Source organism: Candidatus Solincola tengchongensis (assembly GCF_015711935.1).
Taxonomy (GTDB): Bacteria; Actinomycetota; Geothermincolia; order Geothermincolales; family RBG-13-55-18; genus Solincola_A; species Solincola_A tengchongensis.
Map to the genome: position 1 here is coordinate 1 of NZ_JACVJJ010000102.1, position 18217 is coordinate 18217.

Genomic DNA, 18217 nt, shown 5'->3' on the forward strand with positions numbered 1-18217 from the left:
CGGAGACCCCTGGGTGAAGGACGTCCTCAAGGCGCTTGCGGGACATGAGAGGATAGCGTGTTGAGGTTTTGTCGGGATGGGGTGCCTACTTTTTGTAGACAGCAACATCCTAATCCAGGTCCTTGCCCCCATGTGCGGCAGGAAGGATAATTAGGCCGGTTAGGCCGGAACATCCCCGGGGTCGGGGCGAGGCCGGGAGGACGGGATAATCTAGGGCAGGGACCGCGGGTGATGAGGCGGTGGCCGGGGAGGTTATGCATCTACCCATACCGTCCCCGGAGGCGAGCAGAAGGTGTGCGAAAGAGAGGGGAAGGCCCTCAGACCATAAAGCGAGGCGGCAAGGGAAGGGATGCCACGGTGATCCGGATCGGGAGGAAGGGAGGCTTCGGATTCTCTCCGCTCACCAAAGCCCTTTTCACCGCGCTCCTCCTCGGGGCCCTGCTCCTGGCTCCGCTGCGGCCCGCCCTAGCGGGCGACCGGCCGCTGCCGCCCCGCGAGGCCTGGGCCCGTGACCGTCCCGACGACGGGGGCCAGAAGGTGGACCTGGGCTGGTCGGAGAGCCCTTCACCGGGTATATCATCTTACCGCGTATACCGCTCGGAGAGTCCTGACGGCCCCTTCCGGCTGGTAGGAGAGAGGTCCACGGACGCCTTCGCCAACTACCTGGGCTTCGTGGACACGGGCCTCACCGACGGGGTCACCTATTATTACCGGGTGACGGCTGTCGACCGGCAGGGGAGGGAGAGCGAGCCAACGCCGCTCCTCTCCGCGGTCCCGGAGGCACAGGTCTTCCAGGCGGCGGTGACCGTCCAGAAATCCATGGTCGTCTCCCTGGCCGAGCAGAAGCTCTACTGCCTGGAGAACGGCCGCGTGGTCTACGTCTTCCTGGTCTCCTCGGGGACCGCCGCAAACCCCACCCCTACAGGGAACTTCCGCATCCTCTACCACGACTATACCCATCCCATCCCCAAATACCCGGGGACGGTCTGCTATTACTGGATGGGTTTCTACCAGGATTACGCCCTCCATGCCTGGCCCGTTTACGACGGGGTGCAGGGCGACTATTCCGGCCTGGGGCGCCCGGCCTCCCACGGCTGTGTGAGGCTGGATCCCCGCCTGGCGCACATCCCCTATTACTGGGCCCCGGACGGGACTCCGCTCTCCATAATCCCCGGCCGCTTCCAGCCGCCCCTCCCCCCCATCAGGGGCGGCCACACGGCGGCCAGCGTCGACCGTCCCTCCACGCAGTGGTACTTCGCCGAGGGGTTCACCGGGGCGGGGTTTGACGAGTACATCCTGGTCCTCAACCCCGGGGAGGAGGCCGCCCGGGTGGACCTGGACTTCATGCTCCCCGACGGGAGGGTGGAGCGGCGGGAGTACCAGGCCGCGCCCCACAGCCGCCTCACGGTGGGGGTGGACTCCATCCCCGGCCTGGAGAACACCGAGGTCTCGGCTCGGGTGACCTCCAGCCTCCCCGTGGTGGCGGAAAGGGCCATGTACTTCGGGTACCCGGAGTGCCCCGGGGGCCACGCCGAAACGGGAAGGGTGCTCCCCTCCTCCCGGCATTACCTGGCGGAGGGCTACACCTCGCCTTTCTTCGACACCTACCTGCTCTTCCAGAACCCCGGTGACGATCCCGTTTCCGCCGAGGTCTCCTTCCTCAGGCCGGACGGCTCGGTCATCCGGGAGACCGTCAACCTCGGTCCGCGCAGCAGGGGTACCCTAAAAGCGAACCAGGTCCCCGGTATGGAAGGAACGGAGTTCTCCGTGGTGGTGGCCGCCGGTGGACCCATACTCGTGGAGCGTTCCACCTATTTCAACTACCCTCGCTGAGGCCCGGGCACGTTCCGCCCCTCCTGTTCGGGCCCGGACGGCGAGGGCCATCTCCGGGCGGCGTACCCGCCTCTGAGGTACGGTCTCCTTTTGACGGGCGCTTCAGAGGGTCGAAAAACGGTAGAAAGGGCGTCTTAAACCACCGGGGACATCTCCGGGCCGCGCCCTGTATGCTTATGTGATCTTGTATGCTTATGTGATATGGACCGGGAAGCGGGATGGCCTTCCGGCTACCGGCGCAAGGCGATGCCCGCCGCCGCTCCCCGCCCCGCGGGGACGAAGGCGAAGTGACGGCGTGAAGAGAAGTATTTATGGGCCGGGGAGGAAACCCCGGCGGTACCACCCCTCGGGAGGGGAAGGCCGAGAGGCTACCGCCGGGAGGTCACGGCGGGTACCGGGTCATGGATGGTACTCGTGAGGGATCGTGGGGCGCGAAGCCCCACGGAAAGGCGAGTCCCGCGCGCAGAGGCCATGGCGGGAAGAGGGAATGCCGCGGGCGGGCACGAGCCGCCGGGCGGCAGGACGGAAGGATGCAGGGAAGTAACGGACGGAGGTACGAGGATTGATCTGCCCCGAATGTGGGACTTACCAGCCGGACAGGGCCAAGTTCTGCGGGCTTTGCGGCTCTCCGCTTTCTCAGGAAAGCCTGGTGGAAAGCTTCCTGCGCCAGGCGCCGGAGGAGGATATCACCCTCCCCAAGCACCGCAGCCCCTGGTTCTACCTGGCCGTCTTCCTCCTCCTTTCCGCCGCCCTCGCCGTCCTCGCCGGGGCCGTGTTCCTGGTCTACCGGGCGGTGGGCGGAAACCGGCAAGCGGGGGAGACGGTGGAGGAGCCGGAGGAGAGCGCCTCCCGTTTCTACGACCCCGAGCTGGGCTTTGGTTTCTCATACCCCAACGGCTGGACCCTGGAACAGGGATTTCCCTCCGGTGAGGAGCTGGCCTCCATCCGCGTGGGCCTCACCTCCCGGAAATTCATGGAAATAAAGGTCCTGGTTCTGGACCCCGTGGTCACCGTGGGAGGCCTGGAGGGTATCCGCGAGTACCTGGAGGGGGAAGCGGGCGAACAGGTGCGTTCCCTGGGGGGTAACCTGCAGGACTCGGAGGGAGACCTCTTCACCTACACGCGGGCCGGGGGCATGCCCTCCTTCTACCTGGAGTTCGAGGCCAACCTCATGGGGGAGGACACGTCCTTCATCCTCTGCTATACGGTGGGCGGGAACTACTGTTTCCGCTTCGAGGGCCGCGCGCCGAGCGAGGAATACCGATCCGTGCGCCCTCTCTTCTGGTCGGTCATCGATTCCGTGTCCGAGGAGGCAGAAGCGCAGCAGTGAGGCCGCCGGGAGGGTACGCGAAACGTGAGCCTCGGCAGGCCGCGGCAGGGCAACGCACGGAGCAGAGGTGGGGGCTGGGCGAGGCCGCCCATGCGCTCCCGCGGTAGCATGGGGATGTGAGTCGCCGTCCCGTCCGGTTGGGGGGAGGTCCGGTGAGGGGGGAGGAAGGGAACGAGGCCCAGACACGGTAATATATTCCATGAGGAGGTGAACCCGGTGCGCATTCTGGTCACGGGAGGGGCCGGCTTTATAGGGTCCAACCTGGTGGACGCCCTCCTCCGGGAGGGGCACACGGTCACCGTGGTGGACAACCTCTCCACCGGGAAGTTCGAGAACCTGTACAACGTCAAGGATGCGGCGCGGGAAAACCGCTTCTCCTTCTTCCATACCGACATCCGCGACGACTCCCTTCTGGCGGCCTTCCGAAACCGCGAGCAGGAGGTGGTCATCCACCTCGCCGCCCAGCCGGACGTGAGGGTCTCGGTGAAGGACCCGGTCATGGACGCGGAGGTCAACGTGCTGGGGACCATCAACGTCCTCCAGATGGCGGTGGAGAACGGGGTGAGGCGCTTCATCAACACCAGTTCCGGGGGCTGCGTCTACGGGGAGCCTGAATCCCTGCCCGTCTCCGAGGAGGCGCCCCGGCGCCCCGATTCTCCCTACGGGGTGAGCAAGAGCGTAGCCGAGGAATACCTCCGCTACTACCAGCGCGCCCACGGCCTCTCCTTCTGCACCCTGGCCCCGGCCAACGTCTACGGGCCGCGACAGAACCCCTTCGGGGAGGCGGGCGTGGTGGCCATCTTCATCGGCCGCATGCTCTCCGGGGAAACGCCGGTCATCTACGGCGACGGCGAACAGACACGGGACTTCGTCTTCGTAGATGACGTGGTGGACGCCTATCTGGCGGCGCTCACCAGGGGAGACGGGGAGTTCATCAACCTGGGGACCGGGGTGGAGACCTCGGTCAACCAGCTTTACCGCATGCTGGCGGACATCCTGGGCTTTGACGGGGAACCGGAATACGCGCCCCCCCGCCAGGGAGAGCTCTCCCGCATCGCCCTCCAGGCGGAGAAGGCCCGCGACCTCCTGGGATGGAGACCGCGCACCTCCCTCTCCGAGGGGTTGGCCCGCACCGTGGAGTGGTACCGCCTCAATCTCCGGAGGTAGGCGGGCCTTGTCCTTCACCGACCTCCACTCCCACATCCTCCCCGGCCTGGACGACGGGGCCGCCGACGAAGCCGAGTTCCTGGCCATGGCCCGGGTAGCCCTGGAAGGGGGCACCACGGTCATGGTGGCCACCCCCCACTGGGACCTGGAGGAGAAGCCTGCGCCGTGGGAACACGTCCCTCCGATCGTCGAGCAGTACAGGAAAAAACTGGAATTTGTGGGATTGGGCCTGGAACTCCTCCCCGGCGCGGAGATACGGCTCAACGCCGGGCTCTACCGCCTCACCGGGGAGGAAACGGCGGTGAGGAGGCTCACCCTGGCCGGAAACGGCAGGTATATCCTCGTCGACCTCCCCCTCATGGACCTTCCCGTGGGCATGGAGGAGACCATCTTCCGGATCCAGCTCTGCGGCTGCACCCCCATCCTGGCCCATCCGGAACGCAACCGCCGCCTGGCGGACGACCCGGCACTCCTGCGTGAGCTGGCGGACAGGGGGGTGGAGCTGCAAGTGAACTCGGGGTCCCTCACCGGTGCTTACGGGCGCGTCGCCCGCCGCCTATCGGCCGCGCTCCTGCGCGAGGGCCTGGCCAGGCTGGTGGCCTCCGACGCCCACCGCCCGGAGGAGAGGCATCCCGACCTCTCCGGAGCCTGGAAGAGGGCCGGGGAACTGCTGGGAGTGAAGGCGGCGGACCTGCTCCTCAAGGAGAATCCCCGCGCCGTGCTGGCGGGGGAGGACCTGTCCGCTCTCCCCACAGGGGACGCCTCCCGGCGCCGTTCCCGGCGGCGGTGAGCCATCCGGGCGCCGGGGGGAAACGGAGCGCGGCTTGAGACGCGGATCTTCCTTCTCCACACCGGCGGACGTTGCCATACCCCTCCGCCGCGTATAACATCAGGGGGAAAAATGCCCGTCCGGGACGAGAGGCGCCGAGCTCGAGCCGGCGGTAAGCCCCAGCGGAGGGGGGCGTAGGGGAGGGTCCTCCCGGAGAGGGCCACCGGGCATATCCGCCTCCCGGTGGGCGCGCGGGCGAAGGAGAGGAAGCCAGTGATGAACGATTGGGTGACCGAGTTTCGCAACGACCCCCGCCACAGCGGGATCTTCCTGGACTTCGACGGCACCATCAGCGACATCGCCCCCTCCCCTCGCGGGGCCGTCCTGCATCCGCGGGCGGCGGACCTCCTCCCCAGGCTGGCGAGGCACTACCCCCTGTGCGTCCTCTCCGGCAGGCGCGTCGCCGACGTGGCCTCCCTGGTGGGGCTGCCTCATATACACTACGTAGGGGTCCACGGCATGGAGTGGCTGGAGGGGGACGAACCGCGACTGGACCCCGAGGTGCTCCCTTACCTTCCCGCCCTGGACCGGGCCCGCGCGGAGATACGTGAGATCCTGCCCGGGCTGCCCGGAGTGATCCTGGAAGACAAGATGGCCTCTCTCACCTTGCATTTCCGGGAAGCCCCCCACTCGGAGGAGCAGGTGGTGCACCTGGGGGAGAGCCTGGCCCTCAGGTTGGGGCTGGGGTTGAAGCGGGGGCGCAAGTCGGTGGAGATCCGCCCGCCGGTGGAGATCGACAAGGGCACGGTGATCATCCGCCTCTCCCGGGGCTGGAAGCTGCGCCGCGGCCTCTTCGCCGGGGACGACCTGACGGACGTGGACGGTTTCCGGGGCCTGCGCTACCTGATGCGCGAGGGAGGCTTCGAGGGTGTTGCCGTGGCCGTTCTCTCCGGCGAGACCCCGGTGGAACTGGAGGCGGTGGCCGACCTCTCCGTACGGGGGCCCGAGGGCCTCCTGGAACTGCTCTCCCGCCTGGCCGTGGACTGAGCCTGCTCCGACCGGAGCCGCCGGGTCACCAGGTCAGCTCCATGGCGTCCTTGGGGTTCTCCGTCTCGATTATCTCCGCCACGCGCCCGCTGTGCAGGCGGATGGTGCGGTGGGACATCTCCGCGATGGCCGAGTTGTGCGTCACCAGGATGATGGTCTGCCCCTTCTCCCGGTTTATCTCCTGCATCACGCGCAGCACGTGCTTGCCGGTCTCGTAATCCAGCTCCCCGGTAGGCTCGTCGCAGAGGAGGATGGGCGGGTCCTTGACCATGGCCCTGGCGATGGCCACCCTCTGCTGCTCCCCGCCCGAGAGCTGGCTGGGGAAGTGGTTCAGGCGGCCTCCCAGCCCTACCATCTCCAGGGCCTGCTTCGCCTTGTCCCTGGTGTTGTCCGAGATCAGCTCCAGGGCGAACTCCACGTTCTCCAGTGCGGTCAGAGTGGGTATGAGGTTGAAGAACTGGAAGATGAAACCGATCTGCGTCCGGCGATAGTCGGTCAGGCTCTTCACGTCCAGCCCGGATATGTCCTGCCCGTTGACCACCAGGCGACCGCTGCTCACCGTGTCCATCCCCCCGATGAGGTTGAGGAGGGTGGTCTTGCCGGAGCCGCTGGGGCCCAGGATGACCACGAACTCCCCCTCCCGGATGACCAGGTCCACGTCCTGGAGGGCTTTGACCTCCGTCTCCCCCAGGGGATAGACCTTGTTCACCTTCTCGAAGACTATGATCTCCCTGCCGTTCATCTCCGGGTGCAACGCCGCTCCCTTTCTGGCCTCCCGGGCATCGCCAATCTCGCTGTTCACCGGCCACACCCTCTCTTCACCCCTCCTCTTCCCTCTCCCCCGCCCAGTTCCTGCCCCCCTAAGGGCCCACACCGGTCGTCTCGCGCGGTGCCCTCCTCATACCGAGCCCCTCTCGGCCCGTTCCCCTTTTCCCCGTTCCCCAACAATATATCCCCTTATCATCTAATATATCGACCATATCGACCCGCGGTCCTCGCCCCCTTCCGGCCCGCCGGCCATTCCTCACCTCTCCCCCGGTCCCCGGTGTACGTCGCCCCGCGGCCATCCGGCGCGAGCCACTTTCAGGAGATCAGGCGGCGGAAGAGCCTCAGGTAGTCCAGGAGGTTCCGGGTGCACAGGAAATTGCGCCTCACCTTCTCGTGTCCGGCATCGCCCATGCGCCGAGCCGTATCCGGGCTCTCCAGGAGCAGGCACACCTTCTCCGCAGCCTCCTCTATGCGGTCCACCAGGAAGCCGTTCACACCGTCCTCCACCTGGAGGAGTATGCCCCCCACGCGGCCGGCCACCACCGGCTTGCGCTTCCACATGGCCTCGGTGACCGTGAGCCCGAAGCCCTCCCGCAGCGATTTCTGGAGCACCACGGTGGCCATGGCCTGGAAGGCGCTGACCTCCACGTTCCCCACCCCCTGCTGGTTGGAGAGGAGGAATATGTCCGGGTCGCCGGCGCTGTACTCGTAGGTCTTCTGATAGTAATGCCATCCCTCCGGGTCGTCGTCGGCCATGGAGGCCAGGTAGACGAGCTGCACGTCGGGATGCTTTCTCTTGACCTCGCGGTAGCAGTCCACGAGCCCGAGGGGGTCCTTCCAGGGGTCGAAGCGGGAGACCTGGAGCATGATGGGCCGATTCTCGTCCACCCCGTAGCGCCGCGCGATGTCCGACTGCACCCTCTTCTCCGGGATGATGTTCTTGGCGCTGAGGGGGTCGATGGAGGGCATGATGAAGGCCATGTGGGGCACGGCCAGCGGGGACTTCACGTAGTCCTTCATGGTGAAGACGGCGGCGTCGTAGCGGTCGATGTAGTTCTTGAGGAATTCCCAAGCGTCCTCCCTGGCGTATGTGGAGTCGATATGGCACCTCCATATCCATTTGGCCTTGCGGTAGACGGTTCCCTCCAGGGCGGCGATCATGGCGCAGGGCTGGGGGTCATGCACGATGACGAAATCGTATTCCCCCTCGAACCGGGAGGCGTTCTCCTCGTTGACCTCCAGATATTTCATCTTCATCTCGTCGGTGATCGGGATATCCATGCCCTGAAGAGCGTTATGGAATAATTTGGTAATAGTGAAGAAATCGGGGTCTCCCTGGATCAGCCTCCATTCCGCCTCCAGGCCCACGCTCTCCATCAGGGGGACCAGGGTGTAGAGCATCTCCGCCACCCCTCCACCGTGAGCGGTGCTGTTGACGTGTACCACCCGCGCCCCCTTCAAGGAGCGGGCCAGGGTCCGGATCTCGTCCAGCACCTCCTGGTCGGCGATGCCCCGGTATTGCTCGATATGCCGGGGTTGCACCGGAACCCTGGGCAGCATCTCCTCCTCCTCTCGTGTCCTCCAACCCGGCCCGCGGGACCGCCGCGTCGCCCACCCCGCGGGCCGATCACGGAGGTCTACTTGCCTCCCGAGGACCGTCCTCCGGAAAACGACCGTCCTTCGCAAAACAAGTGTAATTGTATACCACCCGTGGCGGAATACTCCCCGCGCCAGCGCAGAGGTCCTCGGGCCGCGCAAGCCTCCGCCACCCTCCGGGCCTCCCGGCCGGGAAAGACGTCGGGGCGAGCGGCCGACGTGCCTCACGGGTAAGGGAGACGGCCGGTCTTTAAGAATATCCCGTTGCCCGAACCCTTCATATGGTAGATTCATAGCTGGCGCTCACGGCCTTTTTGGGCAGTTGAGGACGGCAGAACCGCCTCTCATGGCCGGTCTTGCTGCCCTTTGTATGGTAGATTCATAGCTGATGCTCTTTGTCCGCCTGGACGGGAAAGGATGGGAAAGGGAGGAGAAGGGACATGGTGATGAGGGTCTTCGAGGAGAGGAGGAGCATCCGCAGGTACGGCGACCGCCCGGTGGAGGAGGAGAAGCTGCAGGCTGTCCTGGAGGCCGCCCGCCTGGCGCCCTCGTGGGCCAACATGCAGTGTTGGACCTACATCGTGGTACGCGACCCGTCGACCCGGGAAGCCATAGCCGCTACCCTGGAGAAGAACCCGGCACAGAGGGCGGTGGCCACGGCCCCGGTGCTCATCGTGGCCTGCGCCGACCCGGAGAGGTCCGGAAAGGTCAAGGACCAGCACTACTACCTGGTGGACATAGGCATCAGCCTCGAGCACCTGTGCTTGGAGGCCTGCAACCAGGGACTGGGGACCTGCTGGATAGGATGGTTCGACGAGGACCGCGTGCGCTCCATCCTGGGCGTCCCGGAGAACATCCGCATCGTGGCCATGACCCCTCTCGGGTACCCGGCCGTCTACCCGGAGGCCAGGGGGCGCAAGCCCCTGGAGGAGATGGTGCGCTATGAGAGGTGGTGAGGGCGGACCCTGTACCTCCTATAGGGTACCGTTGATGAACCCGTGGGGTGCGCTGCGCCCTGAAGAACCTGCAAGGGACGGTCCACGGCGAAAGACCGTCTTATAAAGGGAAAAGGCCATGTTTCCATAAAATGGTAACCTGCCCCGGAAGGACGCAGGAAGGTTATAATCAAAAGAGTGAGGTGGCCATGGAATGGGACGAGCTGGACCTGGAGACGGTCACGCCGCGCCAGGTCCGGCAGTACCTGAGGGATAAGTACGTCATCGTGGCCTCCAACCGGGGGCCGGTGGAGTTCCGCCGCGACCCCGACGGAAGCATACGGCCTTACCGGGGCGCCGGCGGCGTGGTGACCGCCATGTCCACCGCGCTCACCGCCACCGAGGCGGTGTGGATCTCGGCGGCCCGCACGCGGGAGGACGCCCTGGTGGCCGGCGGCGCTACCGGGAGACGGCTGCACATGCCCCCCGAAAGGCCGCAGTACTGGGTGAGGTTCGTGGTCCCCGACCGCGAGGACTTCCATCAGTACTACAACGTGATCAGCAATTCCCTCCTCTGGCCCCTGCAGCATTACCTCTTCGACATCACCCGCCGCCCCTCCATCGACGAAACGGTCTACGAGGCCTGGAAGAACGGATACCGGAGGGTCAACCGGCTCTTCGCCGAGGAGATAATCAGGGAGATACGGTCCACGGACAAAAAGCCCCTTATCTTCCTCCAGGACTATCACCTCTTCCTCTGCGCGGCGTACATAAGGAGGAGGGAGCCGGATGTCCTCATCCACCATTTCACCCATTGTCCCTGGGTCCAGCCCGATTATCTCCGCTTCCTGCCCCAGCCCATGCGTAGGGAGCTCCTGCAGGGGATGTTGGCCAACGACGTCCTCGGGTTCCACACCCACCACTACGTCAACAACTTCCTGCAATGCTGCCGCGAGGCGGAGGCGGTGCGGGCCTCGGTGGACCTCAAGAGGAGGACGGTGCGCCTCGGCGAGCGGGAGACCCTCGTGCGCCATTACCCGATCTCCATCGACCACGAGGCCCTGGAAAAGACCGCCGGGAGGCCCGACGTCCTCCACCACCGGGAGCGCCTGCGTTCCCTGGCCGGGGACCGCAAACTGCTGGTGCGCGTGGACCGGGTGGAACCCTCCAAGAACATCCTGCGCGGGCTGCAGGCCTACGAACTCTTCCTCCGCCAGAACCCCCAGTGGCGCGAGAGAGTGATCTTCGCCAACCTCCTTTACCCCTCACGTCTGGACCTGCCCCTTTACCGGGACCTCAAGAGGGAGATTGAGGAGCTCTCCCATTCCATAAACCGGGAATTCGGCACCCTGGAATGGGATCCGGTGTACCTGGAGATAGAGGACAACTACCCGCGGTCGGTGGCCGCCCTGCGTGAATTCGACGTCCTGCTGGTCAACCCAGTCATCGACGGGATGAACCTGGTCTCCAAGGAAGGGGCGGTGCTCAACGTCCGCGATGGGGTGATCATCCTCTCCGTGGGCGCCGGTGCCTACCACGAGCTGAGGGGGAGTGTGCTTCCCGTGAACCCCCTGGACGTGGCGGAGACCGCCCGCACCATCCGCAATGCCCTGGAACTCGGGGAAAGGAAGAGGAAGGCCATGGCCAAAGCGGCCCGGGAGGCGGTGCGGGCCAACACCTCCTTCAAATGGTTCGTGCAGCAGATGCGCGCGCTGCGCTACGTGGAGAGGCTCCGTGAGGAGGCGCGCCGACGGCCCGAGGATTTTCCCGCCCTGCCCTCCTACGAGAGGCTGACCTGAGCCCGGCGACCGCCGCGCTGAAAATGACTTGCGCTTTTTCTTGTTCCTTTCCCCCAGTCCGTTGCCTCTTGCCTCTTGTCCCTTTATCCTGTCCCGTTTAGCTTGTCGCTTGTTTTCTTGTCCCCTTGGTTCTTTATTCCCGGTTCTATGTTCTCTGTTGCTTGCCCTCTTAATGGCTGCTCCCTGTTCCCAGTTCCCGTTCCCTGTCCCTCCTTCCCCGTTCCCCGTTCCTTACCCCCTTACTCCTTGCGCCCTGCGCCCTGCGCCTTGCTCCCTTCCCCTTCCCGCTTCCTCCCCTCCTTTTGGCCCCTCCCTCCTGGACCGTGATGCCGAGTCGGCTGCCTTCGTCGTGCTTCCCCCGAGGGGCGTGACCCCCCTGGCCACAGGGCCGGTCATGTCTTGCCCTCTGCCGGCTTCAGGCGCTTGCGCAGGGCGTTCCTGGTGTCCACCACCGGTATCCCGCTCCCCGCGACCAGCGCGTAGTCCACGCCGCTGTGGTCGGTGACGATCACCGCGCAGTGGCAGGAGCGCAGCGTCTCCGGGGTGAGCTCGACGCTCCTCAGGACCTCGCCGCCCACCGCGAACTCCGGCACATGGGGGTCGTGATATACGACCTCGGCTCCGTCGCGTCGTAGCAGGGATATGAGCTTGGCCGCCGGGGTCTCCCGCGTGTCGGAGACGTCGGGTTTGTAGGCCACTCCCAGGACCAGGATCCGCGAGCCGCTCACCGTCATGCCTGCGCCGTTGAGGGCCCTGGCCACAAGTCCGGCCACGAAATAAGGCATGTTCACGTTGACCTTGCCGGCCAGCTCGATGAATTCGGTCTGGAAATCGTACTCCCTGGCCTTCCAGGAGAGGTAGAAGGGATCGACGGGAATGCAGTGCCCGCCCAGCCCGGGCCCGGGCCAGAAGGGCATGAAACCGAAGGGCTTGGTGGAGGCGGCCTCGATGACCTCCCACACGTCCAGCCCCATGCGGTCGCAGAGCATCCAGAGCTCGTTCACCAGGGCTATGTTCACGCCGCGAAAGATGTTCTCCAGGAGCTTGGCCATCTCCGCCACCTCCAGGGAGCTCACCCTTACCGTCCTCCCCACGAAGGAGCCGTAGAACCTCTCCGCCAGGTCGGCGCAGCAATCGCTGAGGCCTCCCAGCAACTTGGGGGTATTGTCCAGCCTCCAGCGGGCGTTTCCCGGGTCCACCCTCTCCGGGGAGAAGGCGAGGTGGAAATCCGAGCAGGCCCGCTGGCCCATCCCCTCGAGGATGGGGAGGACCACCTGGCGGCTGGTGCCCGGGTAGGAGGTGGACTCCAGCACCACCAGCTTGGGCCGTTTCCCGTCCCGCACCGCCTCGCCCGCCATCCGGGAAGCCTCCTCCACATACCGCAGGTCGGGGTCCCGCGTCCTGCTCAGCGGGGTGGGCACGCAGATGCACAGCACCTCACAGTCCCGCAGCCCCTCCGGGTCGCCGCTGACCTCCAGCCTACCCTCCTCCAAGAGGAGGCGCAGGCGCTCCCCGTCCGTGCCCTCGCAGGGCGCCTGGCCCTCCGCGATCCGCGCCCTCCTCTCCCCCTCCTTCTCCAGCCCAAGTACTTTGTAGCCGGCGGCCGCCGCCTCCATGGCCAGGGGAAGGCCCACATATCCCAGGCCGATCACCCCCACGCGTGCCCAGCGGCCTACGATGGATTCGAGAATCCCCATGAGAACCTCCGTCCTGTGTCGGCCTCCAAGCCGTTCTCTACCTGCCGTCCCGAAGCTATGAATATGCCGCCCGGTGAAAGCTTAACCGCCGCGCGCCGCCTACCGCAAGGCCGCCTGGAGTCCCGGGCCCTTTACCGCCTCCTCCCTGTCCGTGAGACACAAACACCCGAAGTGGGCATGACCCATTTTCTTCCAGCGAGGCAAACGGAAAGAGCCTCCCGGCGAACCCGACGCTTCCATCCCGAAGTTTCCTCCCGCCGCCGCGCGCCCTGCCCCATCCGTCTCCCATTCGCGTTGCGCGGCATGAAGCGTTTTCCGCTCCCGGGCTCGGCTCCAATACGATCCCTATACCTCCAGCCACTCGGCCTTATGATATGATTCAGGCGAATGACCCGAGGTGAGGAACCGGCTTGTCGGCGGCCGCACTTTACGGCCGCCCTCGACGGGTGAGGCGTTGGCGAGCTAGGGAGGTCCGGAATGAAGAAGCTGCCCGAACTGGAGGCGCAAAAAGCCCTGCCCCGTCTGCTCAACTTCATCCGCGAACGCACGGCGGCGGCGGGAAAGACCCGGCTGGTGGTGGGCCTCTCCGGGGGTATCGACTCCGCGGTCTCCGCTTACCTGGGCGTGCGGGCCCTAGGGAGGGAGAACCTCACCGCCTTCCTCCTCCCCTACCGCACCACGCGGCCCGAATCCCTGGAGGACGCGGAGCTGGTGGCCCGGGAACTGGGCGTCGAACATCGCCGCATAGACATCACCCCCATGGTGGACGCTTATTTCCAGTTATTTCCTGATGCGGACCCCAAGCGTCGCGGAAACTTCATGGCCCGCTGCCGCATGGCCGTGCTCTACGACCAGTCCGCGGCCCTGGACGCCCTGGTGCTGGGAACCGGTAACCGCACCGAGGCCCTCCTGGGCTACACGACGCTCTGGGGGGACATGGCCTGCGCCTTCACCCCCCTGGGAGGCCTGTACAAGACCCAGGTAAGGCAGCTGGCCGCCTTCCTCGGCGTCCCGGCACGGATAATAGACAAGACCCCCACCGCCGACCTCTGGGAAGGCCAGACGGACGAGGGAGAGATGGGCATAACCTACGAGGAGGCGGACCTCATACTCTATCACCTCTACGACCTCGGGTACCCGGAGGAAAGGGTGGTGCGCGAGGGGTTCGACCCCCAGGCTGTTCGCAAGGTGAAATCTATGGTCGAGGCCTCCACCTTCAAGCGGCGCATGCCGCCTTACTGCGAGCTCTGACCGTGTCCCGGAAGCTGAAGATACTGGAGGTGTGCAACCTGGACCGCTTCGCGGCCTCGCCCTATCTGCTCCCTTTTTTCCAAAAACTGGTGGATAGGGGCCACAGCGTACACGTGGCCTGCCGGGTCACCGGATTCGCGGAGACACTGCAGGAGGCGGGGTTGACGGTCCACGACATCCCCTTCACCAGGCGCGTGACCCCCCTGCGCGACCTACGGTGCTACCGGGAGCTGAAGTCCCTCATACGCCGCGAGGGTTTCGACATCGTGCACACCCACAACCCGAAGGACGGGGTCCTGGGGCGGCTGGCGGCCTGGAAGGCTGGCGTCCCGAGGATAATCCACACCTGCAACGGCTTCTACTTCTCCCACCGCTCCACCGCTTTGCGGAAAAACCTGGTAATCGCCGCGGAGCGCTTCGCCGCCCGCCGCTGCCACCTGGTCATCTTCGTCAACTCCGAAGACCTGGCCCTGGCGGCGGCGAGGAAGGTCGTGGCGCCGAACCAGGCGAAGCTCATACACAACGGCGTGGACACGGCACGCTTCCATCCCGGCGCGGAGACCAGGCTGCGCGAGGAACTGGGAATACCTTCCAACGCGGTGGTGATCGGGTACCTGGGGGAGATACGCAGGGAGAAAAACCTCGAGGTGTTGCTGCAAGCGGCGGGGAGGGTCATCCCTTCACATCCGGACATCTACCTGGTGCTGGCGGGTGACGCTTCCCGCGAACCCCGGGAGCCGGCGCGGCTGGCGAAGACGGCCTCCCGCCTGGGCCTCGGGGACCGGCTCATCCTAACCGGCCACCGCACGGACCCCGAGAGGCTCCATCGCCTCTTCGACCTTTATGTCCTCCCCTCCAGCCGCGAGGGTTTCGGGGTAACGCTCATCGAGGCCATGGCCTCGGGAACGCCGGTCATCGCCTGCCGGGTGCGGGGACCCCGGGAGATAATCGACGACGGGCTGGACGGCATCCTGGTGAGGGACGGGGACCCGGAAGAGCTGGCCGATGCCATATCCTTCCTGCTGGAGACCCCCGAGGCGGCGCGGAGATACGCCGAGAGGGCACTCGCCAAGGTCTCCCGTGAGTTCACCCAGAAGTCGATGCACGCCAAGCTCCTTTCCGCCTACCGCCTGTGAGCGGGCGACCACCATCCTCCACCAGGACCGGAGCCTGACCTCACCCTTGCCGCATGACCGGGCAAGGGAACGCGGAGAGCGCGCGGACAGGCCGTCGCGACGCGGACGGATAGTATCTCCCCTCCTCCAAGCGCGCGAGCCGGCCTCCTCTCGCCGTTTGCCGGCGAACCTCACTGCGCGCTCAAGAAGACCTTGACCGCCGCGGTGCGGGAACTCACCCCCAGTTTCCTGTATATGCCGGAGATTATCTTCTCTACCGTCTTGGGGGAGATGAACAGCTTGGCGGCGATGTCCTTGTTGCTCATCCCCTCGCTCATCAGGGCCAGGACGTCGTATTCCCGGGAGGTTAGGGAATCCAGGGGCCCCGCCCCCGGGGCGCGCCCCTCCTCGCGCAGGGAGGCCACGATCATTTCCAGAACCTGGGGGCTGAAGGCCTTCTCTCCGCGCGCCGCCCTGCGCACCGCGTTGACCAGCTCCGAGCCTGCCGCCCTCTTCAGGATGTAACCGTCGGCGCCGGCTTGCAGGGCACGGTGGACGTACTCGAAGTCCTCGTACATGGAGAGCATGACGACCTTCAGTTCCGGGAAACGGGCTTTGAGGAGCCGGCAGGCCTCGATGCCCGACATGCCGGGGAGTTTGATGTCCATGACCACCAGGTCCGGCCGCAGCAGGTCCGCCTTCTCCAGGCATTCCTCCCCGCAAGCCGCCTCCCCCACCACCGCCATATCCTGCTGTTTCTCCATGAGGGAAGCCAGACCCTCGCGGAGTATGGCGTGGTCGTCGGCCAGGAGGATCCTTACGCCCGCCTTCTCTTTTCCTCCCGCTCCCGCTTCCCGGGCCCCTCCTCCTTCCACGTCCTTCATCCCTTCCTCGCTCCGAAGCTCGCCTCCCTTTTCCGCGCCGGTCACTGCCCCCGCATCGCCTCCCGGCCCATGCCGCACACTTGCTTCCTCGCTTCCATCACGCCCCCGAGGCCTCCCGGCCACCTTCTGCGCCTCCTCCATCCGGCCCCGGGAAAGCTCCTCGGACTCTCCCCCGTCGGGATCTCTCTCGCCGCCAGGGTCACCCGCCTGACACCGGCCGGAGGCCTCAGTCTTCGAGGGGTATGTGCACGGCCACCGTGGCCCCCTTCTCCTCGGAGAAGATGCGCAGGCTCCCGCCCACCTGGGAGGCCCTCTCCCTCATGTTCACCAGCCCCAGGTGGACCTTGCCGTCCTCCGCGTGGTCGGAGAAACCTTTCCCGTTGTCCGTCACCAGGAGGTCGACGCCCTCCCCGTCCCTCCCGAAATACACCGTGGCGCGGGTGGCACCGGAGTGCTTTACCACGTTGGCCAAGGCCTCCTGAGCGATGCGGTAGAGGTTTATCCTCACCTCGGCGGGCAGCTCCCCCTCCTCGCCCCTGACCACCAGGCCGAAATCTATGGGGTGGTCGGCGTTCAGCCTCCGCACCAGGTTGCGCAGGGCCTCCAGGAGCCCCAGGTCGTCCAGCATGTGGGGGTGCAAGGAGGCGGACAGGTCGTGAAGTTTCTCCATGACCTGGGATATGGACTCCGCCGCGGAGCGCAGGCGGCGGAGCGCCTCCTCCGGGACCCCCTCCTCGCCCATGGCCATCTCCAGGTTGAGCAGGGCGTTGGTGAGGTGCTGGCCAGTGTCGTCGTGGAGGTCACGAGCCACCGCCGCCCTCTCCCTCTCCTGTATCTCGGTGACCGCCTGAAAGAGGGAGCGCAGCTCGAAGTTCTTCTGTTCCAGCTCGCGGTTCAGCCGCTTGTTCACGAACTGCTTGTAGCTCATCTCGGTGACCGAACGGGCCAGGGCGTTGACCACGGAGAGGAGGAACTCCACCTCCTCCAGCCTCACCGTGCGCACCTTCTTCAGCGAGTCCAGGAGGGGAACGGGGTCGATGCCCAGCTCCTCGGCCAGCTTCCGGTACTTCTCCGCGTCGGGGGGGTCGGCAAGGGAGGCGTCGCCGCTGATCATGCCCACCATCTCCCCGCCCAGGACGAGGGGGGCGTCGAAACAGATGAAGCCGGCATGGCAGACGCGCACCCGGGGAGCCATGGACCTCCTCAGCTCGGCCAGGCCGCCGACGGCCGAGCCGTAACAGCGCATGACCCCCTCCAGGGAATCGATTATCAACTGGCAGTGCTCCCCTCCGGTGGAGCTCACCACCACCGGCATGCAGTCCATGTCCAGCACCCAGAGGCGCACCCCGGTGATGCGCGCCAGCTCGTCCACCAGCTCCTGAAGGTAACCGACGTCCAGTATCTCCGTGAAGGCTATGTCCCGCAGGCGGAGGGGCTCGATGAGCCTGCGGTACTCGTCCGGGGGAGAGAGGACGTGGGCGCCCATAAGGAACCGCCCTACTCCCAGGTTCCAGAGCTCCATGAAGGAACCCAATATTTCCAGCCTCAACCTCCCGGCCCTCACCAGGGAAAGGAAGGTCTCCCCGAATTCGCGGGCCGTCCTCACCTCCCCGAAGGCGCGCACGTCGGAGAGGTCCAGGAAGTGAAGCTCCATGAAGGGCCTGGCCAGGGAGGGATCGGCGAGGGAGACCTTCCCCTCCCTCTTCACCCCCGCGGTACAGCCTCCTGGGGCGCAGACCTTTATGGAGGCCCCGTCCTTCAGGGCCTCCACGGCGGCACGGATGGGGCTTTCCGGGCTCGCGAAAAGCCTCTCCGCCAGGTCCTCCAGCAGCCTCTGCGCTTCCCCGCTCATCTTCCCGCAAAGATCGCGGGCCCGCTCACCCGTGCGACCCTATCTCCCATTGGCATTTTCTTCCATCACTTTCCATTAAGGAACCGCGCCCGCGTTCTCCGCGGCTCCCGGGCCCGTCTCCCGCGCCACGCTCCACTCGATGAAAGCCCGCCCCGCGCTCCACTCGAGGGAGTC

At 65.9% G+C, this 18217-nt stretch carries 14 protein-coding genes; 9 read left to right on the forward strand and 5 right to left on the reverse strand.

The features are described from left to right. The first annotated feature begins 357 nt into the window (after positions 1–357). The 5 genes from H7007_RS09850 (at position 358) to otsB (ending at position 6146) form a co-directional block, all read left to right on the forward strand. A complete protein-coding gene (locus H7007_RS09850; RefSeq protein ID WP_287155068.1) occupies positions 358–1833 on the forward strand; it encodes a L,D-transpeptidase family protein in 1476 nt (491 codons plus the stop codon). A 562-nt stretch (positions 1834–2395) separates the two neighbouring features. Then, positions 2396–3163, forward strand: coding sequence for a zinc ribbon domain-containing protein (locus H7007_RS09855; protein WP_287155069.1), 768 nt, complete (start codon positions 2396–2398; stop codon positions 3161–3163). 216 nt (positions 3164–3379) lie between these two features. Continuing rightward, complete coding sequence (locus H7007_RS09860; RefSeq protein WP_287155070.1) at positions 3380–4330, forward strand: NAD-dependent epimerase/dehydratase family protein; 951 nt, start codon at positions 3380–3382, stop codon at positions 4328–4330. Positions 4331–4337: 7 nt separating this feature from the next. Further along, complete coding sequence (locus H7007_RS09865) at positions 4338–5120, forward strand: tyrosine-protein phosphatase (protein ID WP_287155071.1); 783 nt, start codon at positions 4338–4340, stop codon at positions 5118–5120. A 255-nt stretch (positions 5121–5375) separates the two neighbouring features. Continuing rightward, positions 5376–6146: a trehalose-phosphatase gene (otsB, locus tag H7007_RS09870; protein WP_287155072.1), complete on the forward strand. Its 771-nt coding sequence runs from the start codon at positions 5376–5378 to the stop codon at positions 6144–6146. Between the two features lie 25 nt (positions 6147–6171). Here otsB and H7007_RS09875 read toward each other — a convergent pair whose 3' ends face one another. Both H7007_RS09875 and H7007_RS09880 read right to left on the reverse strand, forming a co-directional pair. Then, on the reverse strand, positions 6172–6888 hold the full coding sequence (locus tag H7007_RS09875; RefSeq protein ID WP_303646192.1) for an ABC transporter ATP-binding protein: 717 nt from the start codon (positions 6886–6888) through the stop codon (positions 6172–6174). A 341-nt stretch (positions 6889–7229) separates the two neighbouring features. Next, entirely contained in the window at positions 7230–8474 is a 1245-nt protein-coding gene (locus H7007_RS09880; RefSeq protein WP_287155074.1) for a glycosyltransferase, read from the reverse strand. 476 nt (positions 8475–8950) lie between these two features. Here H7007_RS09880 and H7007_RS09885 point away from each other — a divergent pair, with 476 nt between their 5' ends. Together H7007_RS09885 and H7007_RS09890 are read left to right on the forward strand one after the other, a co-directional pair. Then, positions 8951–9466, forward strand: a complete 516-nt coding sequence (locus tag H7007_RS09885; protein ID WP_287155076.1) for a nitroreductase family protein — start codon at positions 8951–8953, stop codon at positions 9464–9466. Positions 9467–9654: 188 nt separating this feature from the next. Then, positions 9655–11244, forward strand: coding sequence for an alpha,alpha-trehalose-phosphate synthase (UDP-forming) (locus H7007_RS09890; protein WP_287155103.1), 1590 nt, complete (start codon positions 9655–9657; stop codon positions 11242–11244). Between the two features lie 392 nt (positions 11245–11636). Here H7007_RS09890 and H7007_RS09895 read toward each other — a convergent pair whose 3' ends face one another. After that, the gene (locus tag H7007_RS09895; protein WP_287155078.1) at positions 11637–12941 is read right to left on the reverse strand and encodes a nucleotide sugar dehydrogenase; all 1305 of its coding nucleotides are present in this window, start codon (positions 12939–12941) and stop codon (positions 11637–11639) included. A 477-nt stretch (positions 12942–13418) separates the two neighbouring features. On the opposite strand from H7007_RS09895, the gene H7007_RS09900 reads away from it, so the two are divergent. Then, entirely contained in the window at positions 13419–14192 is a 774-nt protein-coding gene (locus H7007_RS09900) for an NAD+ synthase (RefSeq protein ID WP_287155080.1), read from the forward strand. Between the two features lie 2 nt (positions 14193–14194). Then, positions 14195–15328 carry a glycosyltransferase family 4 protein gene (locus H7007_RS09905; protein WP_287155081.1) on the forward strand — a complete coding sequence of 378 codons (1134 nt, stop codon included), beginning with the start codon at positions 14195–14197 and terminating at the stop codon, positions 15326–15328. A gap of 170 nt (positions 15329–15498) precedes the next feature. Here the strand turns inward: H7007_RS09905 and H7007_RS09910 are convergent, their stop codons facing one another. Next, complete coding sequence (locus tag H7007_RS09910; RefSeq protein ID WP_287155083.1) at positions 15499–16191, reverse strand: response regulator; 693 nt, start codon at positions 16189–16191, stop codon at positions 15499–15501. Positions 16192–16417: 226 nt separating this feature from the next. Beyond that, positions 16418–18043, reverse strand: coding sequence for a PocR ligand-binding domain-containing protein (locus H7007_RS09915; protein ID WP_287155084.1), 1626 nt, complete (start codon positions 18041–18043; stop codon positions 16418–16420). Positions 18044–18217: the final 174 nt, after the last annotated feature.